General features: G+C 39.9%; 18 protein-coding genes and 11 tRNA genes. 23 read left to right on the forward strand and 6 right to left on the reverse strand.

The annotated features are described in order from the left end of the window. The first annotated feature begins 26 nt into the window (after nt 1–26). From AOQ70_RS16720 to AOQ70_RS16785, 14 genes are all read left to right on the forward strand, one after another. Nucleotides 27–103: transfer RNA gene (locus tag AOQ70_RS16720), tRNA-Asp, on the forward strand. A gap of 18 nt (nt 104–121) precedes the next feature. Then, a tRNA-Phe gene (locus AOQ70_RS16725) sits at nt 122–197 on the forward strand. A gap of 6 nt (nt 198–203) precedes the next feature. Continuing rightward, nucleotides 204–276 (forward strand) — tRNA-Thr (locus AOQ70_RS16730). Between the two features lie 15 nt (nt 277–291). Next, nucleotides 292–376: transfer RNA gene (locus AOQ70_RS16735), tRNA-Tyr, on the forward strand. A 14-nt stretch (nt 377–390) separates the two neighbouring features. Then, a tRNA-Trp gene (locus AOQ70_RS16740) sits at nt 391–464 on the forward strand. Nucleotides 465–493: 29 nt separating this feature from the next. After that, a tRNA-His gene (locus AOQ70_RS16745) sits at nt 494–569 on the forward strand. A gap of 9 nt (nt 570–578) precedes the next feature. Next, nucleotides 579–650, forward strand: a tRNA-Gln gene (locus AOQ70_RS16750). 7 nt (nt 651–657) lie between these two features. Further along, nucleotides 658–732: transfer RNA gene (locus AOQ70_RS16755), tRNA-Gly, on the forward strand. Between the two features lie 5 nt (nt 733–737). Further along, nucleotides 738–808 (forward strand) — tRNA-Cys (locus tag AOQ70_RS16760). Between the two features lie 14 nt (nt 809–822). Next, nucleotides 823–911 (forward strand) — tRNA-Leu (locus AOQ70_RS16765). Between the two features lie 36 nt (nt 912–947). Further along, a tRNA-Leu gene (locus tag AOQ70_RS16770) sits at nt 948–1,029 on the forward strand. A 415-nt stretch (nt 1,030–1,444) separates the two neighbouring features. Next, on the forward strand, nt 1,445–1,870 hold the full coding sequence (locus AOQ70_RS16775; RefSeq protein ID WP_059377521.1) for a hypothetical protein: 426 nt from the start codon (nt 1,445–1,447) through the stop codon (nt 1,868–1,870). A 411-nt stretch (nt 1,871–2,281) separates the two neighbouring features. After that, nucleotides 2,282–3,076, forward strand: a complete 795-nt coding sequence (locus AOQ70_RS16780) for a phosphotransferase (RefSeq protein WP_059377523.1) — start codon at nt 2,282–2,284, stop codon at nt 3,074–3,076. Nucleotides 3,077–3,141: 65 nt separating this feature from the next. Continuing rightward, on the forward strand, nt 3,142–3,846 hold the full coding sequence (locus AOQ70_RS16785) for a hypothetical protein (RefSeq protein WP_059377525.1): 705 nt from the start codon (nt 3,142–3,144) through the stop codon (nt 3,844–3,846). A gap of 30 nt (nt 3,847–3,876) precedes the next feature. Here AOQ70_RS16785 and AOQ70_RS16790 read toward each other — a convergent pair whose 3' ends face one another. The 5 genes from AOQ70_RS16790 to AOQ70_RS16810 form a co-directional block, all read right to left on the reverse strand. Continuing rightward, nucleotides 3,877–4,422 (reverse strand): histidine phosphatase family protein, encoded by a 546-nt coding sequence (locus AOQ70_RS16790; protein ID WP_059377528.1) that lies wholly within the window; start codon nt 4,420–4,422, stop codon nt 3,877–3,879. A 62-nt stretch (nt 4,423–4,484) separates the two neighbouring features. Further along, complete coding sequence (locus tag AOQ70_RS16795) at nt 4,485–4,682, reverse strand: hypothetical protein (RefSeq protein WP_059377531.1); 198 nt, start codon at nt 4,680–4,682, stop codon at nt 4,485–4,487. 144 nt (nt 4,683–4,826) lie between these two features. Further along, entirely contained in the window at nt 4,827–5,096 is a 270-nt protein-coding gene (locus AOQ70_RS16800; protein WP_059377533.1) for a hypothetical protein, read from the reverse strand. Between the two features lie 64 nt (nt 5,097–5,160). Beyond that, nucleotides 5,161–5,850: a DUF1963 domain-containing protein gene (locus tag AOQ70_RS16805; RefSeq protein WP_059377536.1), complete on the reverse strand. Its 690-nt coding sequence runs from the start codon at nt 5,848–5,850 to the stop codon at nt 5,161–5,163. A gap of 18 nt (nt 5,851–5,868) precedes the next feature. Further along, nucleotides 5,869–6,672: a DUF2262 domain-containing protein gene (locus tag AOQ70_RS16810; RefSeq protein WP_059377539.1), complete on the reverse strand. Its 804-nt coding sequence runs from the start codon at nt 6,670–6,672 to the stop codon at nt 5,869–5,871. A gap of 539 nt (nt 6,673–7,211) precedes the next feature. On the opposite strand from AOQ70_RS16810, the gene AOQ70_RS16815 reads away from it, so the two are divergent. Continuing rightward, nucleotides 7,212–9,155: an LTA synthase family protein gene (locus AOQ70_RS16815; RefSeq protein WP_024427404.1), complete on the forward strand. Its 1,944-nt coding sequence runs from the start codon at nt 7,212–7,214 to the stop codon at nt 9,153–9,155. 155 nt (nt 9,156–9,310) lie between these two features. Beyond that, a complete protein-coding gene (gene lepB, locus AOQ70_RS16820; protein ID WP_047202849.1) occupies nt 9,311–9,877 on the forward strand; it encodes a signal peptidase I in 567 nt (188 codons plus the stop codon). Nucleotides 9,878–9,918: 41 nt separating this feature from the next. On the opposite strand, the gene AOQ70_RS16825 is transcribed toward lepB, so the two are convergent. Beyond that, complete coding sequence (locus AOQ70_RS16825) at nt 9,919–11,214, reverse strand: homocysteine synthase (protein ID WP_059377541.1); 1,296 nt, start codon at nt 11,212–11,214, stop codon at nt 9,919–9,921. Nucleotides 11,215–11,479: 265 nt separating this feature from the next. Between AOQ70_RS16825 and AOQ70_RS16830 the strand changes: the two genes are divergently transcribed. The 7 genes from AOQ70_RS16830 (at nt 11,480) to AOQ70_RS16860 (ending at nt 17,177) form a co-directional block, all read left to right on the forward strand. Further along, entirely contained in the window at nt 11,480–11,635 is a 156-nt protein-coding gene (locus tag AOQ70_RS16830) for an FbpB family small basic protein (RefSeq protein ID WP_039177358.1), read from the forward strand. Between the two features lie 165 nt (nt 11,636–11,800). Beyond that, on the forward strand, nt 11,801–12,568 hold the full coding sequence (locus tag AOQ70_RS16835) for an ABC transporter ATP-binding protein (protein ID WP_059377544.1): 768 nt from the start codon (nt 11,801–11,803) through the stop codon (nt 12,566–12,568). Nucleotides 12,569–12,597: 29 nt separating this feature from the next. Beyond that, the gene (locus AOQ70_RS16840; protein WP_371412179.1) at nt 12,598–13,575 is read left to right on the forward strand and encodes an aliphatic sulfonate ABC transporter substrate-binding protein; all 978 of its coding nucleotides are present in this window, start codon (nt 12,598–12,600) and stop codon (nt 13,573–13,575) included. Beyond that, nucleotides 13,572–14,402 (forward strand): ABC transporter permease, encoded by an 831-nt coding sequence (locus AOQ70_RS16845; protein WP_039177367.1) that lies wholly within the window; start codon nt 13,572–13,574, stop codon nt 14,400–14,402. The genes AOQ70_RS16840 and AOQ70_RS16845 overlap by 4 nt, the downstream gene beginning before the upstream one ends. A gap of 17 nt (nt 14,403–14,419) precedes the next feature. After that, nucleotides 14,420–15,562: an FMNH2-dependent alkanesulfonate monooxygenase gene (ssuD, locus tag AOQ70_RS16850; protein WP_059377547.1), complete on the forward strand. Its 1,143-nt coding sequence runs from the start codon at nt 14,420–14,422 to the stop codon at nt 15,560–15,562. 540 nt (nt 15,563–16,102) lie between these two features. Further along, nucleotides 16,103–16,315: a hypothetical protein gene (locus tag AOQ70_RS16855; RefSeq protein WP_012009371.1), complete on the forward strand. Its 213-nt coding sequence runs from the start codon at nt 16,103–16,105 to the stop codon at nt 16,313–16,315. Between the two features lie 115 nt (nt 16,316–16,430). Further along, the gene (locus AOQ70_RS16860; RefSeq protein WP_059377550.1) at nt 16,431–17,177 is read left to right on the forward strand and encodes an ABC transporter ATP-binding protein; all 747 of its coding nucleotides are present in this window, start codon (nt 16,431–16,433) and stop codon (nt 17,175–17,177) included. Nucleotides 17,178–17,258: the final 81 nt, after the last annotated feature.

The following is a 17,258-nucleotide window of genomic DNA, read 5'->3' on the forward strand; positions in this document are numbered from 1 at the left end:
TCAAATCCTGCCCCCGCAACCAAAATGGTCCGGTAGTTCAGTTGGTTAGAATGCCTGCCTGTCACGCAGGAGGTCGCGGGTTCGAGTCCCGTCCGGACCGCCATTTTTCAAAAGAATACTTGGCTCGGTAGCTCAGTTGGTAGAGCAACGGACTGAAAATCCGTGTGTCGGCGGTTCGATTCCGTCCCGAGCCACCACTATTTGCCGGTGTAGCTCAATTGGTAGAGCAACTGACTTGTAATCAGTAGGTTGGGGGTTCAAGTCCTCTTGCCGGCACTGTTTTTCAAAAGTGGAGGGGTAGCGAAGTGGCTAAACGCGGCGGACTGTAAATCCGCTCCCTCCGGGTTCGGCGGTTCGAATCCGCCCCCCTCCACCATTTTTTATTTTCATAGGGGCATAGTTTAACGGTAGAACAGAGGTCTCCAAAACCTCCGGTGTGGGTTCGATTCCTACTGCCCCTGCCAATTATACTTTATAATTCATTACATCTATGGCGGTTGTGGCGAAGTGGTTAACGCACCAGATTGTGGCTCTGGCACTCGTGGGTTCGATTCCCATCAATCGCCCCATTTTATTATTGGGCTATAGCCAAGCGGTAAGGCAACGGACTTTGACTCCGTCATGCGTTGGTTCGAATCCAGCTAGCCCAGTTGATGTGCGGAAGTAGTTCAGTGGTAGAACACCACCTTGCCAAGGTGGGGGTCGCGGGTTCGAATCCCGTCTTCCGCTCCAATAATGGCGGCATAGCCAAGTGGTAAGGCAGAGGTCTGCAAAACCTTTATCCCCGGTTCAAATCCGGGTGTCGCCTTTTTTGAAAAGACTGCCGGGGTGGTGGAATTGGCAGACACACAGGACTTAAAATCCTGCGGTAGGTGACTACCGTGCCGGTTCAAGTCCGGCCCTCGGCACCATTGTTTTTAATATAAGATGCGCTCTTTAATGATCATGCCGGTGTGGCGGAATTGGCAGACGCGCACGACTCAAAATCGTGTTCCTCACGGAGTGCCGGTTCGACCCCGGCCACCGGTATCTAGTTTTAGATATTCTTTATTATCATTCATTACAGAAGAATTAAGGAATATCAACGTTTAAAACGTCTTTCTACAAATTGTAGGAGGGCGTTTTTTATTTGTTTTTTAACTGGTTTTTCACACAACAAAATTACTTCAAATCGTGTTCTGTTCACTGGTGAAAGGGGAATTAGCTAAATGGCAAGACATTAAAATATTTGAGACCACATTCTATTCAGTATTAAATGAATAAATTTGAGGGGTTTCTTAATTCTCTAACAGTACAAGAAATAAATTTTGCTGAATTAAAGCCTTACAATATGACAGAGGAGGAGATTATCTTTTACTTTATTGATGGTTACCTTATTATTAAACTAAAAGGGCAGGATAATTGAAGAAGGATGAGATAAATTGTACATAGGAGAGGTGTTGTCATGATTACGGTTAAAAATGCTGAAAGTTATCTTAAAGATAGCATTGGTGAAGATATCGATGATATAAAAAAGGTTTGGGAAACATTTAAGGCTTTTTCAAAGGAGGCAGTTGAGGGCGAAGAAGATAAAGAAATTTTATTTCAGTGTGGTGTCTATGACTTTACAGGAGAGGAACTATTTCATTTTGACCTTGTACGTCAGTTTACAGTTTATGAAGAAGATGATTATTCTCACATGGAACAACTACACTGTGAATTTTTATTTAAACCAACAAGCGAGTTAAAAAATTTAAAAGTGGTAGAAGAATGGTCAATGGATTATGACGATATCGATCATTTTTTTAATCATATTGAAAGTATTCATGAGTTTAAAATACCTTTGAGTTTAAAGCCGATAAAATCAGAAATATATCAAGAAGAACTTTGATTCTTATTTTATAAACGAGTACTTTACTTTAAGAGGGTATACCTTGCCTTTTAGGAATAATTTATCACGGGTGCCGGTTCAACCCTTGCCATCGGTATCTATTAAAAGTTTCATGATTGGTTTTTACCGTGAACCTAACGTTTCACCCTTGTGGTAAACGTTTTTTTGTGGTTTAAATGAGTTATTAAAAATAGAAAACTATTAGAAAATAATGAGCATGTACTTTTTTAGCAGAATAATCTTTAGATGATTTGCAACATTTGATAAGATACATTTAACCATGTAAGGAAACAAAATGGGGCAGCACATTCACACAAAACAGTGTACTACCTTTGTGTAACTAAAAATATTTGGGGAAATACACATCTTTAGCTGACATCATCATTGTGACCCAATTTTAGGGGAGAATTTATGAAAAAACAAAGTGACCATGAAGAGTTATTGACAGGTGGCAATGTCTCGAACGTATATCGTTCGGGAGATACGGTTCGTCGAGAAGTAAAGTCAGACAATATCAATATACGAAAGCTGCTAAAGCATTTAGAAAAAAAGAATTTTTCCTATGCTCCAAAGTTTTTAGGGGTTGATGAAAAAGGTAGAGAGATCTTGTCTTTCATTGAAGGCGTAGCTGGTCATAATCCCTTAAAAGAATACATGTGCTCTCACCATGCCTTAAAAGAATTAGCGAGAATGCTTAGACTGTATCATGATGCTGTTTGTGATTTTCCCATTTCAGACGATTGGGAACGAATGGACAATACGCCTAACAACATAGAGGTTGTTTGCCACAATGATTTTGCTATGTATAACATTATTTTCAAGGATAAAAAACCAGTAGGGATTATTGATTTTGATGTAGCTGCTCCTGGTCCGAGGCTATGGGATATCGCATATACCCTATATACATGTGTGCCTCTTAGTAGATTTTTTCGCACTGAAACAGGGGAGGTCGTGAAATATTCATCATTAGACCATGCAGACTATATAAAGCATAGAGTGAAACTGTTTTTTGAATCTTATGGGGAGGAAATAGCAGAAGATTATTTGGATATGGTGCTGCTGCGTTTAAAAGGGTTATGTCAGTACATGAAACGAAAAGCGAGTGAGGGTGATATCGCTTTTCAAGACATGATCCATGAAGGACATCTTGAACATTATCAAAAAGACATTCAATTCATTCATGAGCATAGAAAAGATTGGATGTAAAACTACTTACCTTTAAATAAGAAGTCAAAAGAGAAAAGAATGAATATAAAGAGGCGGCGTTGTTATTGCAAACGAAGACGATATTACAGGCTATCATTCAAGACGAGGGAGTAAATGATTATCCTCTTTTTAGACAGTACTGTGTGAGAAAAGAACAGGGCCTGCGTAAAGATGCGCTAAAAGTTCTTCAGGCCTTTATTGAAGAGATGAAAGAGAACGATTTTGAAGTACAGCGTTCATTTGTTGCTTGGCTGTTTGAGAAGATTGAACGGTTTGAGGATGGTCATCATTTGCTTGTGTATCCATTGATAATTGGGGTGATTCAGCCTGTTCTGCAAGAGTGGGAGAAGGTTGACCCAATGGATGTAAGACCATATCGCTGGCAGGGCTTGTTTGTACATCAGGGAGAAGGGCTGCCCTATTTATTGAAAGCGCTAGAGCTTGGGGGCAGCAAGGAGCAGCGTGTGATTGTTCAAATTTGTGAAATCTATTTATCGGCTTTATGGTATTCGTTTCATCATATACATGAAGATCTTTATTTAAGCACCTATGAGAAAGACCAAGAGCGAATTCAAGGTATTGAAGATGTCATGATGCTGATTGAAGATAAGAGGATTCGTACTAATGTTGAAAAACAAGCAGCCTATTATGATCAGCTTTTATCGGACTGGAAGAAATTTCAGCAAACGGAGACAAGAGGCTTCATGAAATGGTGTGCGGAGCGTAAGAAGCCGTATGAGTGGGTAGAGGCTTTTTATTATCAACAATAGATGAGGAAACGGCAGAATTCATTCTGCCGTTTATTTATACCATATTCGTTCTATTTCTACATGATCTGGTTTGAAATATTTCAGGATATAGACATCTGGATTGCTTAATTTTTCCCACTCCTTGAATCCAATCGTTGGATCGGCATGTTTAAGAAGCAGGCTCATGATATTACCATGTGTGATGAATAGGGTATGATCTTTTTCTAATTTTATTTGTTCGTGGAGCACTTCTACAATACGATTCATGGCTTCTTGGCTCGATTCTCCGCCTTCACAGGTCATATGTAAGTCTGTAAAACTGAGCTTTAGCTTCTCATACCAATTGTCTATGGGCTTGCTGCTTAATACACGTTCAGAGAGGCGCTGATCGATTTTTATCTCGAGCTGTTTTGCATGAGCAAGGGGCTCAGTAGTTTGGATCGCTCGTTTATAAGGACTTGAGATAATCTGATTAAGATGAATGCTGGAAAAAAACTGTGACAGTTCGTGAGATTGAGTGATGCCTTGTGGTGTTAAAGCTGCATCTTTAGATTGTCCAACTGCTTGGCAGTGTCTGACGATATAATATGTTTTCATTGGATACACCTTTCATTGAGTATAAAAAAATCATCCAGTATTGGATGAGGATTTGCGAAGAGCTAGGTAAGCTTGTTCGTATCTGTTTCTTTATAGGGATCTGTGAGCTTGGAGGTCAGGTCTAGGTTGAACAAAAAATCATCGACGGTGTCTGTGCCAAAGGGAAGTGTGGAGAAGTTGATTTGGATGCTGTCTTCTTGTTTTTCTGAAGCGACTTGCTGTGCAGGCTGCTTTTTTCTCCAGTTCTTAAACAAGTGCATGTGAGGCCCCCTTTTCTTTGAAAAAGATGGATTTATACATAATATACGGGGAGAGTTGTCCAGGCGTCAAATGTTTTCTTATAAAGGAACGATTCAATTGCTAAAAAAAGAGCCACAGGAAAGTGCGGCTCTTGTTGTTTCAGTTTACATTGCGTGTTGTAATGCTTGTAGTAATTTACGTTCGCATCTTAAGTTGTATCGCTTCTTATGGAGTTTCTCCGTTTTAAACCTGCCTATGACACGCCGGACACCGGGATCATAAATGATGAGCTCCCTGCAAGTTTGATCATGTAATAGTGCCTGAAACCAGCTATATTTTTTGAGATGTGCTGCGTTCCTCGAGATCTCCTCTTCATCCACTTTTAAAAAAGGGATATACACAGCAAGTGAAAAGATGTCTAAAATGAATCCCATTTTGCTTCCTCCTTTCATATTATTCATTACGCTTAGGAGAAGGCAAGGTTTCATTCAATAAACGTTAAAAACAATCCCAGTGCATAAACCATTCTTTTGATTCTTTGTCATAATAGAAATACATCGTGCCGTTATCACCAATCATGAAACGAGGTTTTTCTTCTGAGGCGATTTGTAGCATGAATTCGCCTTGTTGTTGATGGGGTGGGGATTGAATATACGCCCCATATCCACCGATTTTTGTGAACGAATAATTTGTGTATTGATTAAAAAAGTGGTCTGTCGCTTCTTCACTTTCGTTTACTTCTGTTAGATCCACATATGACCATGCTTCTTCCCAGCAAGGGAAATCCCTTTGCTCACTTTTGTTCCATTGGATTTGAAAGGGTTTGAGTCCTCTCACTTCTTCAGGAGTCTCAGCTACTTCTAAACCTTCGATTGATGCATATTCAATGAGCTTCCAGCCTTCGCCGTTTTTGGTGATATCAATCGGAAGTGCTTTCTGGTTGAGGAAAATTTGAATCAGCTTACACTCATTGAAGCCGTTCATTCCTCCTGGCACTTCTGGTAAATAAATTTGTAAGATCGGAATCATGGCACCATCTTGATCTGTCGGCCAGCCCTGATGAGGATCGATGAAAAAATGGCCTGCAAACCAGCTGTGTACAGCTGGATCAGGACGGAACCCGCCTATTTTGGCAATGGCTGGCGTTTTCCCAATTAGATTTAATTCTTGAAAAGCTTTGATCTCCATCTAATGTCCCTCCAGCTGTTAGCCTGCAATGTGTGCATCATGAAATGTGCCATTTATATTTCCTGTGATAATAATGACATGTCCCCAAAATAAATCACCGTCATGATAGTAGACTTCAAACTCTCCCTCAGGGTAAACATGCAGGCTTTCAAGTGAAATGCGGCTCATAAATTGATTCAGTGTGAGTTCTTCTTGCTTTTCAACTGATTCGTCTTGTTCCTGCCAATCCTTTGCTAGATCTATCAGCTGATTCGCGGCAAATGATTTAATAGAAGAATCCCATTTAACTTGTTCTTGTATGAGTTGTTTTGCTGTAGAAAGAGAGTCATTTATTTTTTCATCTTCTTCGAGGTTGAAGTAGAGAAGGCACTCTTCATTGCTCCATTGGATCGTCTTTTCAAATAAGTCTAGTCCTTTCACTAACTCAAAGGTTCCAAGTATGTCATCATGATAAAACACAGGCTTTTGGGCTTGTTCTAAAATTTCTTGAAGTGCTTGATCCTTTGTATCTGTATTGATCAAAGATACAAGCATGAATTCACCTTCGCCCTTTCGGACCTGGAGTGTAACGATTGATTCTTTATGTAATTGTGCCTGCTTTTCCCTTAATCCTTCGTCATCTGTTAACCAGCAAAGTCTTACATTTTCGTTTGTGATATGGCCGTTTTCCTTCCAGGCAATTAGTGGAATAGAAGCGGTCCAAAGAGGTGCCTGTCCTGCTTTTCCTGCCCCTACACCAGAAGGTCCTGTAACAGCAATGATAGTGACTATATCTTCTGAAAATCTTCCTTCAAAAGTGTTGATTTGTTTGTTAATCTTCATGTGATGTCCTCCAGCTCGATTTTTTTGTCATGAACATAAGGATGATATGATCAAAATCTACCTCTTAATCACACCGCACATTAGTAGGGGAAATCAAGCTTTTTTTGTTTAAAACTGTTTTTTTAGGAGGTACATGGATTAATGAAGGTTGAGTCACAATAAAAGAAGCATGGATCGAATTTTGTATAAATTTGGGTAAGTAAGTCGAAAAGCCTAGGTGATTCTTCCTTTTCTTTATAATTACTTTGACACGAATAGATGAAAAAAGTAAAGTAATACTGAGTGATTTACAAAACCTTCTTCATCCACTAAAACATGAAGTGTGCGTAAATTTAATGTAAATGGATATTTTTCCTTTTATTTACTCGTATTTTTTTGAAACTTATGATGCCTCTCGTTCGTTATATTAAAGGAGCGCATGTATCCGGCGGAGACAGAGCATCGGAATGCTTGACGAAGAAGATTTACATTTGCAAAATGAATGTAAATTTTTTATGATTTCATTTATATCAGAACGATGATAAGAAAGAAGAGGTTTTATGAAAAAAATATTTGCGAACAAATATAGCTTTTTTGTTTTGGCTGTCCTATTATTCTGGGCTAAATCATACACAGCCTACAAAATGGACTTTAATTTAGGAGTGAAAGGTTCTTTTCAAGAGGGGCTTCTCTTATTGAATCCATTTAGTTCAGCCATTGTGTTTTTTGGACTTGCTCTCTTTTTAAAGGGGCGTAAATCTGCCATTGTTTTAATTGTTATTGATTTTATTATGACCGCACTTTTATATGCAAATGTAGCGTATTACCGTTTCTTTGATGACTTTTTGACTTTCTCAACAATGAAGCAGGCAGGAAATCTTGGGGGAGGCATGACTGGCGGTGTGTTAGCAAGCATTAAGCCGCATGACCTTTTATACTTCCTTGATATCATCATCTTGATTGCGATTGTCATTTGGAGACCGGAAGTGAAGAAGTTCCAAATGAAAAAGACGTTTGCACTGCTGATTGTAGCTGCAGGTATTGGACTGTTCTTTGTAAACCTTCATTTGGCTGAAAAGGATCGTCCAGAATTATTAACGAGAACCTTTGATCATAAGTATGTTGTCAAATACTTAGGTGTTTACAATTATACGATTTATGACGGGGTACAAGCAGCACAAAACGCAACGCAGGTTGCAAATGCAAGCAGTGAAGATTTAACGGATGTTGTGAACTATACGTCTTCTCACTATGCGAAGCCAAATGCAGAGTATTTTGGAAAAGCAAAAGGTAAAAACATTATTAAAATTCATTTAGAAAGCTTCCAGTCTTTCTTAATTGACTACAAATTAAATGGAGAAGAAGTGACTCCATTTTTAAACAAACTGGCTCATGGGAAAGATGACTTTACGTATTTCGATAACTTCTTCCATCAGACTGGGCAAGGGAAGACATCTGATGCTGAGCTCATGATGGATAATAGTATGTTTGGTTTGCCAGAGGGAGCAGCATTTGTGACAAAGGGTGAAAATACCTTCCAATCACTACCTGCCATCCTAGATCAAAAAGCAGGCTATACGAGTGCAGTGCTTCACGGGGACTATAAATCTTTCTGGAACCGTGACACGATTTATAAACATATGGGAATTGATCAATTCTTTGATGCTTCCTATTACAACATGGATGAAGAAAACCTTGTGAATATGGGTCTGAAGGATAAACCGTTCTTCAAAGAATCAATCCCAATGCTAGAATCAATGAAAAAGCCATTTTATGCACATTTAATGACACTGACAAATCACTATCCATTTAATTTAGATGAAAAAGATGCGACAATCGCTAAGGCAACAACGGGCGATAAAACAGTCGATAACTATTTCCAAACAGCAAGATATTTAGATGAGTCATTAGAGCAATTCTTCAAAGACTTGAAAAAATCAGGTATGTATAAAGACTCAGTCATTTTATTGTATGGTGACCATAACGGTATTTCTGAGAACCATAACCGTGCAATGAGTGAAATTCAAGGGAAAGAAATCACTCCTTATCAAAATGCACAAAACCAGCGGGTTCCGCTCATGATTCGTATTCCTGGTAAGAAGGGCGGCGTGAATCATACGTATGGTGGTGAAGTCGACGTGATGCCAACACTTCTTCACTTACAAGGTATCGATTCAAATGAATTCGTGAATTTTGGAACAGACTTATTCTCTAAAAAGCATGATGAGACTGTTGCCTTCCGTAATGGAAACTATGTGACACCGAAATACACACTTGTCGATAATACCGTTTATGATACGAAAACGGGTAAAGTGGTGAAACAAAATAAAAAGACAGAGGCGATTAAAGCCCGTGTTGATAATCAGTTAAGTCTTTCAGATAAAGTGCTCTATAGGGATCTTCTTCGATTCCATAAGTTATCTGATTTCAAACCAGTGAATCCATCGGATTATTTCTATGGTAAAGCAAACAAAGAAAAAGAAGCGGATTCTTCTGCTAACTAACTGAGTTTTGGGCAAGCACAGAAAGGTGCTTGCCTTTTTCTCTCTCTTTGCTTGATTTGTTGGCAAAATATGTTTATATTTAGGGAGAAACAAGCGTGACGCCGGCTGGCAGCTGGTGACACACATTTCGTCCTTGGGGAATTCAGGAGGAGCTTATGACAACAAATACAAAAACACAAAAAAAGAAATCAGAATTATGGGGCTGGATCAAAGCCATCTTAATCGCATTTATTGCTGTTTTTATCATTCGGAACTTTTTATTCGCACCGTACATTGTGAAAGGGACTTCTATGGACCCAACACTGCATAACACAGAGCGGGTGTTTGTGAATAAAACGGTTGATTATTTCGGTGATTATAAACGGGGACAGATCATTGTTCTTGATGGGGAAGATCGCAGCACTCATTATGTCAAACGATTGATTGGTTTACCTGGTGATAAAATTGAAATGAAAAATGATCAGCTATTTGTTAATGGGAAAAAAGTGGCAGAGCCTTACTTAGCGTCAAACAAAAAGAAAGCAGCGGCAGATGGTACTTTGCTGACACCTGATTTTGGCCCTCTGACTGTTCCAAAAGGAAAGTACTTTGTCATGGGGGACAATCGCCAAAATTCAATGGACAGCCGCAACGGCTTAGGTCTTTTTACAAAGCGCGATATTCAAGGAACTACCTCATTTGTATTTTATCCTTTCCAAGACATTCGCTTACTCAATCATTAATAAACAAGAAAAAAGCACACAGCCGTGTGCTTTTTTCTATGTCATTCAGATTGACTTTTTGTAATCGCCTGTTCAAGATCTGCAAGAATATCTTCAATCGCTTCTGTTCCAACAGATAAACGAATGAGCTCTGGTGTGACACCTGTCGCTTTTTGTTCTGCCTCGCTTAATTGTTGATGCGTTGTGCTGGCAGGATGAATGATGAGAGATTTAGAATCGCCCACGTTTGCGAGATGGGAGAAAAGCTGCACAGAATCAATGAGCTTTTTACCTGCTTCGCGCCCACCTTTGATTCCGAATGTGAGGATCGCGCCTTGTCCTTTTGGTAAATAGGTTTGAGCAAGTTCATAGGATTCGTGACTTTCAAGGCCCGGATAGCTTACCCAATCGACAAGAGGATGATCCTGTAAGAACTGTGCTGTTTTCAACGCATTTTCACTATGCCGCTCAAGACGAAGGTGTAATGTTTCTAAGCCTTGCAGAAGTAAAAATGAGTTGAATGGCGACAGAGCTGCCCCTAAATCACGTAAGAGCTGTACTCGTGCTTTTGTGATATAAGCCGCTTCTCCAATCGCTTCTGTATATGTCAGACCGTGATAACTTGGATCTGGTTCAGTCAGCCCTTTGAACTTATCGCTGTCAGCCCAAGGGAATCGGCCGCTATCAACGATGACGCCGCCAATTGATGTACCATGACCGCCAATAAATTTTGTCGCTGAATGGACGACAATGTCTGCACCGAACTCAATAGGTCTTAATAAATAAGGGCTGGCGAGTGTATTGTCCACAATAAGCGGGATATGATGCTTGTGTGCAATGGCTGAGATGGCTTCAATATGTAAAATGTCACCTTTTGGATTCCCAATGCTCTCTGCATACACTGCCTTTGTTTTGTCTGTGATCGCTGCTTCAAGTTCTTCAAGGTTGGATGAGTCGACGAATTTTACTGTAATGCCGAGTTTTTTGAGTGTATGGGCAAATAAATTGTAGGTGCCGCCATAAAGACTGCTTGAGGAAACGATTTCATCCCCGGCTCCTGCAATGTTTAAAATAGAATAAGTCGTCGCTGCTTGCCCAGAAGAAACAGCAAGTGCACCAATTCCACCTTCAAGCTCTGCGATACGCTTTTCAAATACGTCATTTGTCGGGTTCATAATACGTGAATAAATATTTCCCGGTTCCTGAAGACCGAATAAATTCGCTGCATGATCACTATCTCTAAAACCAAAGGAGCTTGTTTGGTAAATAGGCACGGCTCTTGAATAGGTCGCTGAATCAAGCTCCTGACCCGCGTGAATGGCTTTTGTTTCTAAACGAAATGAACGTTTTTCTGACATGTGTGTATCCTCCTTTTGTTAGATAAAACCAACTGTTTTGATAAGAAATATTTAATAAGACTATAAATCTTGTTCACTGCTCGGTCAATCATTTTTTAGATAAATCTGAAAAAACAATAAATATAGTTGACAGGTAGGAATAGTGTGTATTAACATGAGCATACTGAAAACGCGAACAAGAATGGCTGATCGGTCAACCGAAGGCTCTATCACTCAAGCATGAGTGAAGAGCCTTTTTTTATTTGAATGAGAAAGGATGATGAAGATGGAAAAAAAGAAAAAACGAAAAAAATACAGAAAACACATGGATATCACACTAGACATCTTAATTGAGCGGAACAAATATGAGATTTACAGCAGCAAGGAACGAATAGAAGCGATTTACGATCGGATTGATGAAAAGCATACAAGGACAAAATAACCATTTTATAAATTTGAGTTGATTTATGGGATTAATATGATTTAGGATGGTGCTAACAAATCAATATGATTAGCTGATCGGACAACACGAAGGCTCTTATCTCTTTTTTGGGGATAAGGGCCTTTCTGTGTATGTATCTGATGGCAAGAGGAGTGGAGGGTTTCAATGACGATTTCAATTGATATTGCGGATAAATCCTTTTGGAAAGACAAACAGACCATTCGGGTACTTGAAGACTTAAGATTGAACATCATTCCCGGGGAATTTGTAACAGTGATAGGTCCAAGTGGATGCGGAAAAAGTACGTTGCTAAAAATCATAGGCGGGCTCGATACAGCGTATGATGGGCAAATTTTGATAGGAGACAGACGGATCACAGAACCTGGAATGAAACAGGGCTTTATCTTTCAGGAACACCGCCTATTTCCATGGCTGTCAGTCGAAGAAAATATAGCAGCCAATTTCAATTTAAAACAACAGGATGTACGCCGCAAAGTGGATGAATTGATTGAAATTGTTCGATTAAAAGGATTTGAACATGCTTATCCACATGAGCTTTCAGGAGGAATGTCGCAACGGGTTGCCATTGCGAGAGCACTCCTTCGTGATCCGGAGATCTTATTGCTTGATGAACCATTTGGTGCGCTGGATGCATTCACACGAAAACACTTGCAGGATGTGCTGCTGGACATTTGGCAGGAGAAAAAAACAACGATGATGCTCGTTACTCATGATATTGATGAATCGATTTATTTAGGAAATGAAATTGTGCTCTTACAAGCGAGACCTGGCCGAATCCATAAAATTCTTCCTGTGAATCTGCCTTTTCCGCGTGATAGAACATCAACCTCTTTTCAACATTTAAGACAAAAGGTGCTTTCAGAATTTGAGAAAACAGATGAATTGTTACTAACTGATGGATCAGGGATTTAGGGAGGGGAAATCGCATGAAAAAGATACAAATGATCGTGATTTTTTTGAGTCTTCTCCTTGTTTTAGCAGGGTGTGGTCAAGCAGCAGACGGCTCAGAAAACAAGGTGAAAGAAATTCGGATTGGGATTCAGCAAAGTTTGAGCCCGCTGCTTTTAGCAAAGGAAAAAGGGTGGTTTGAACAATCATTTGAAAAAGAAGGAGTGAAGGTAAAGTGGGTGGAGTTTCAAAGTGGTCCTCCCCAATTTGAAGGACTTGCTGCAAATCAATTAGATTTCTCGCAAGTTGGAAACTCACCTGTCATAGCAGGTCAGGCAGCGGGTATTGATTTTAAGGAAATTGGTTTATCTCAGGATGGGCTGAAAGCGAACGGTATTTTAGTGAATAAGAACAGTGAGATTCAAAAAGTAGAAGATTTAAAAGGGAAAAAAATTGCTGTCGCTAAAGGGAGCAGTGGCTTTGATTTTTTATACAAAGTATTAGATCAGGCAGGTTTATCTGCGAAGGATGTTCAGATCATTCAGCTACAGCCAGATGAAGCGATATCAGCATTTGAAAATGGATCCGTTGATGCTTGGTCGATCTGGGAGCCGTTCTTATCACTTGAAACGATCAAGAAAGGAGCAAAGCTGCTGGTGAATGGGGAAGCGACTGATTTATATTCTCCAGGTTTCACACTTGTTCGCACTCAGTTTGCTGATCAGCATCCTGAACTAGTGGTGAAATTTTTAAAGGTATATGACCATGCGGTGAAGTGGCAGAAATCACATCCAGAAGAGGCTGTTACTCTATATGCGCGTTTAAAAAATTTAGATAAGAAGGTCGTCACACAAGTATTAAACAATACGGAACCACTCAATAAGCCCATTTCGAAGAAGATCATCAATGCTCAGCAGCATACCGCTGATTTTCAATATAAAACAAAGGCGATCCAGCGGAAAATTGATGTCAATCAGGTTGTAGATAATTCGTTTATTGAAAAAATGCTGAAAGAGGAGATGGATGAATGAAAGCTATTTCGAACCCGGCTTTAGCATCTAAAATTGAGCGGTCAAAGAGAAAAAGGAGAAAAGCGTCTTCTTTATATAAGTTAAAGGGACTGGTATTACCTGTTCTACTTATTGCGGTTTGGCAGATTATAGCTGGTTCTCAAATTGTTTCTTCCACTGTATTGCCTTCGCCCGTTTTGATTGCTGAATCCTTTCGAGAGTTGATACGTTCTGGTGAGCTGTTTGGCCATCTTTACATCAGTCTTTATCGAGCAATATGTGGATTTTTACTTGGGGGAGGCTTAGGTCTTATGCTGGGCGTATGCGTAGGGTTTTCTAAAAAAACAGAGCAGTATGTAGATCCGACCTTGCAAATGCTGAGAACCGTTCCCCATTTAGCGGTCACACCTTTATTCATCCTCTGGTTTGGCTTTGATGAAACGGCGAAAATTTTATTGATTGCACTTGGGGCTTTTTTTCCGATTTATATTAATACTTTTCTAGGTATTCGCAGTGTAGATAATAAGCTATTTGATGTGGCCCGCGCCTTAGAGTTTAATCTGTATCAAAGCATCACAAAGCTGATTTTACCGGCTGCTCTTCCGCATATTCTTCTGGGCGTGAGGCTGTCATTAGGAATTGCTTGGCTAGGTTTAGTGGTAGCTGAGTTAATGGGTTCAAGCAGCGGCGTCGGCTATATGATTATGGATGCAAGGCAATTTTCTCAAACGGATAAAGTGTTTGTCGGAATTATCATCTTTGCAGTAGTAGGTAAGCTGACAGATTCATTTGTACGTCTGTTAGAAAAGCGTCTGCTCAAGTGGCGCACTAGTTATCAAGGTGAATAATAACAGGGGGCGATGTCATGAATATTTTATGGTTTATTCCAACGCATGGAGACGGCCGTTATTTAGGGTCAACAAAAGGGGCAAGACAGGCAGACTATCCATATTTTAAACAGATTGCTCAAGCAGCTGATCAGCTTGGTTATACAGGAGTCTTGCTTCCGACTGGGAGATCATGTGAAGATCCATGGCTGACGGCAGCTGCTTTAGCTGCTGAAACCACTCATTTAAAGTTTCTCGTGGCTCTTAGACCAGGGCTTATGCAGCCGTCTGTTGCTGCTAGAATGACGTCTACATTAGATCGTCTTTCAGGTGGAAGGCTGCTGATTAATGTGGTAGCAGGGGGAAGTAAAGAGGAGCTTGAAGGAGATGGTCTGTTCATTTCTCATGATGAACGCTATGAGGCAACAGAAGAGTTTTTGACGATTTGGAAGCGGTTATTGAAAGGAGAAAATGTTCAATTTCATGGCAAACATCTACAAGCGGAAAATGGCCGGCTGTTATTCCCACCAGCTCAAACCCCCCATCCACCAGTCTTTTTTGGTGGATCATCATCATCAGGAATTCAAGCGGCCGCCAAGCATACAGATGTCTATTTAACTTGGGGCGAACCGCCTGCACAAGTAAAAGAGAAAATTGAACAAGTGAAGAAACAGGCTGAAAAGGAAGGAAGAACGGTGAAGTTTGGCATTCGTCTTCATGTGATCGTGCGAGATACCGAAGAGGAGGCATGGCAGGCAGCGGAACATCTGATTCGTCATTTAGATCAGAAAACAATTGAGGAGGCGCAAAAAGTTTTACAGGGGATGGACTCAGTAGGTCAAAGACGAATGGTGGAATTGCATCAAGGGAGGAAAGACAAACTTGAAATTAGCCCAAATCTTTGGGCAGGCATTGGCTTAGTACGCGGCGGTGCAGGAACAGCACTCGTCGGAGATCCGCAAACAGTAGCAGATCGTATCATAGAATACCAATCTCTAGGCATTGATACATTTATATTTTCTGGCTACCCGCACCTAGAAGAAGCTTATTATTTAGCAGAGCTTGTTTTCCCGCTCCTTCCATTTAAGAGATCGGGGGATACAGGACTCTCTGTGCCAGCTGGTGAAATCATTGGGAACAATCATTTTCCAGATGCAGCCTCTGCTGCTAGTTCCTCATAAATATGAAAAAGCAAAGCAGTTTGTGATGGCTGCTTTGCTTTTTTTCATAGAATAGGAGCGAGTCATATGTTGTGTACTGCTGAACAAGGTAAGGGCTTTTTTCCCAATCGATTTTCTTGTATATACATATTTTTAGAGTCAAGAGAAGAAGGAAAATATACTCACTCTTTTATCGGAATGATCAGTAAATATTTCATAATTGATGTTATTGCGACATATAATCAGGACTTTTATATCTGATATATCGGGGAATTCTTTCTATCTCACAAAAAAGAAAGAATAAAAATGATAGATGATAAATATGGACTATTTGAAAAAGAGAAGAAAAAAGATGGTGCAAATGACATTAAATGGGTTTTGTGGTTCTTAAGAGGTGTTAAAATCTAGTAAATAAGAGAGGGTTTAAACAGATGAAGGTGAATAATTGAATAAAAAGTCACATTTTAATCAAATGTATGTTCGGTCAAAAATGGGATGTTCTGTAGATGTTTGGCGTGTGACGCCTATGATACGATCATCATAAGCTGGGAGGTGAAAAGTATGACTTATGCAGCGCCGCAAGTTGACTATTCCACTATGGAACCTGCTATTATGGACCAAGCTTGGTTCTTAGTATTTGTTGCTGTCCTTCTTGGATTGGGAGCAACAGTCGTTCTAGGAGCAGCAGTTTGGTGTATCGCAAACGGCAAGGGTAGCTTTACAGGAGCCGTTCAGTGGGAAAGTGGCTTAAAAGTCCAAATTGAATGTAAGTAGCTATACTTAGGATTCATCTTTTTACTTCTTAGATAAGACACCAGGGCTAAACCGTCTGTGGCGGGCGGTTTAGCCTGATCTGTTTTTAAAGAATATGCAGACACTTGGAGGTTATATGTTTACGATCGAGAATTTAACCAAAACGTATAAAAATAACGTGACTGCTGTCAATGATTTTCATTTAAAGATCGACCCTCATCAAATCGTTGCTGTTGCTGGACCGAATGGTTCGGGTAAAACAACGATGATTAACTGTATACTTGGCATCATTAAGCATACAGAAGGAAAAATTCATTTGCAGGGCGTCACTAATGATGAACCATCCTTTAAAAAACAAGTAGCCTATGTTCCAGATGACCTGCTGCTCCCTGAAGCATTGACTGGTGCTGAATATTTAGAGTTTGTTTCTTCTATGTATGAATGTAAAACAATTCACAGAAGAAATCAACTAATTGAACTGTTTGATATGGACTCGGCTTTATCAAGACCGATCGAAACCTATTCACATGGGATGAAAAAAAAGACACAGCTGATTGCTGCATTTATGCTTGATAGTCAATTGGTGATCATGGATGAGCCCTTTAGAGGACTTGATATTGAAGCGGTTATAAACACAAAGAAACTGATGAAGCGGTATGCCGAGCATCATGGTGCAATCTTGCTTTCAACGCATGATATGCTTTCAGCGGAAGAGCTGTGCCAGAAAATCGCCATTATTTCTAAGGGAAATAAAATGGATGAAGGGACAGTCTCAGCCTTAAAGGAGAAGTATCAATCAAGCACACTGGAACAGGTGTTTCTGAAAGCTTCAATGTTAAGTGATAGGGGTGCACATTTTGATGAAATCATTAATCATTTCTAAATGATGTTAAAATGTGGACAGCAGGAAATGTGAATAAGCTCTTTGATACTCAAACCAAGCGGATCACTGTGTCTTATTCTT

The sequence above is a fragment of the Bacillus sp. AM 13(2015) genome (genome assembly GCF_001518755.1).
Classification (GTDB): domain Bacteria; phylum Bacillota; class Bacilli; order Bacillales; family Bacillaceae; genus Bacillus; species Bacillus safensis.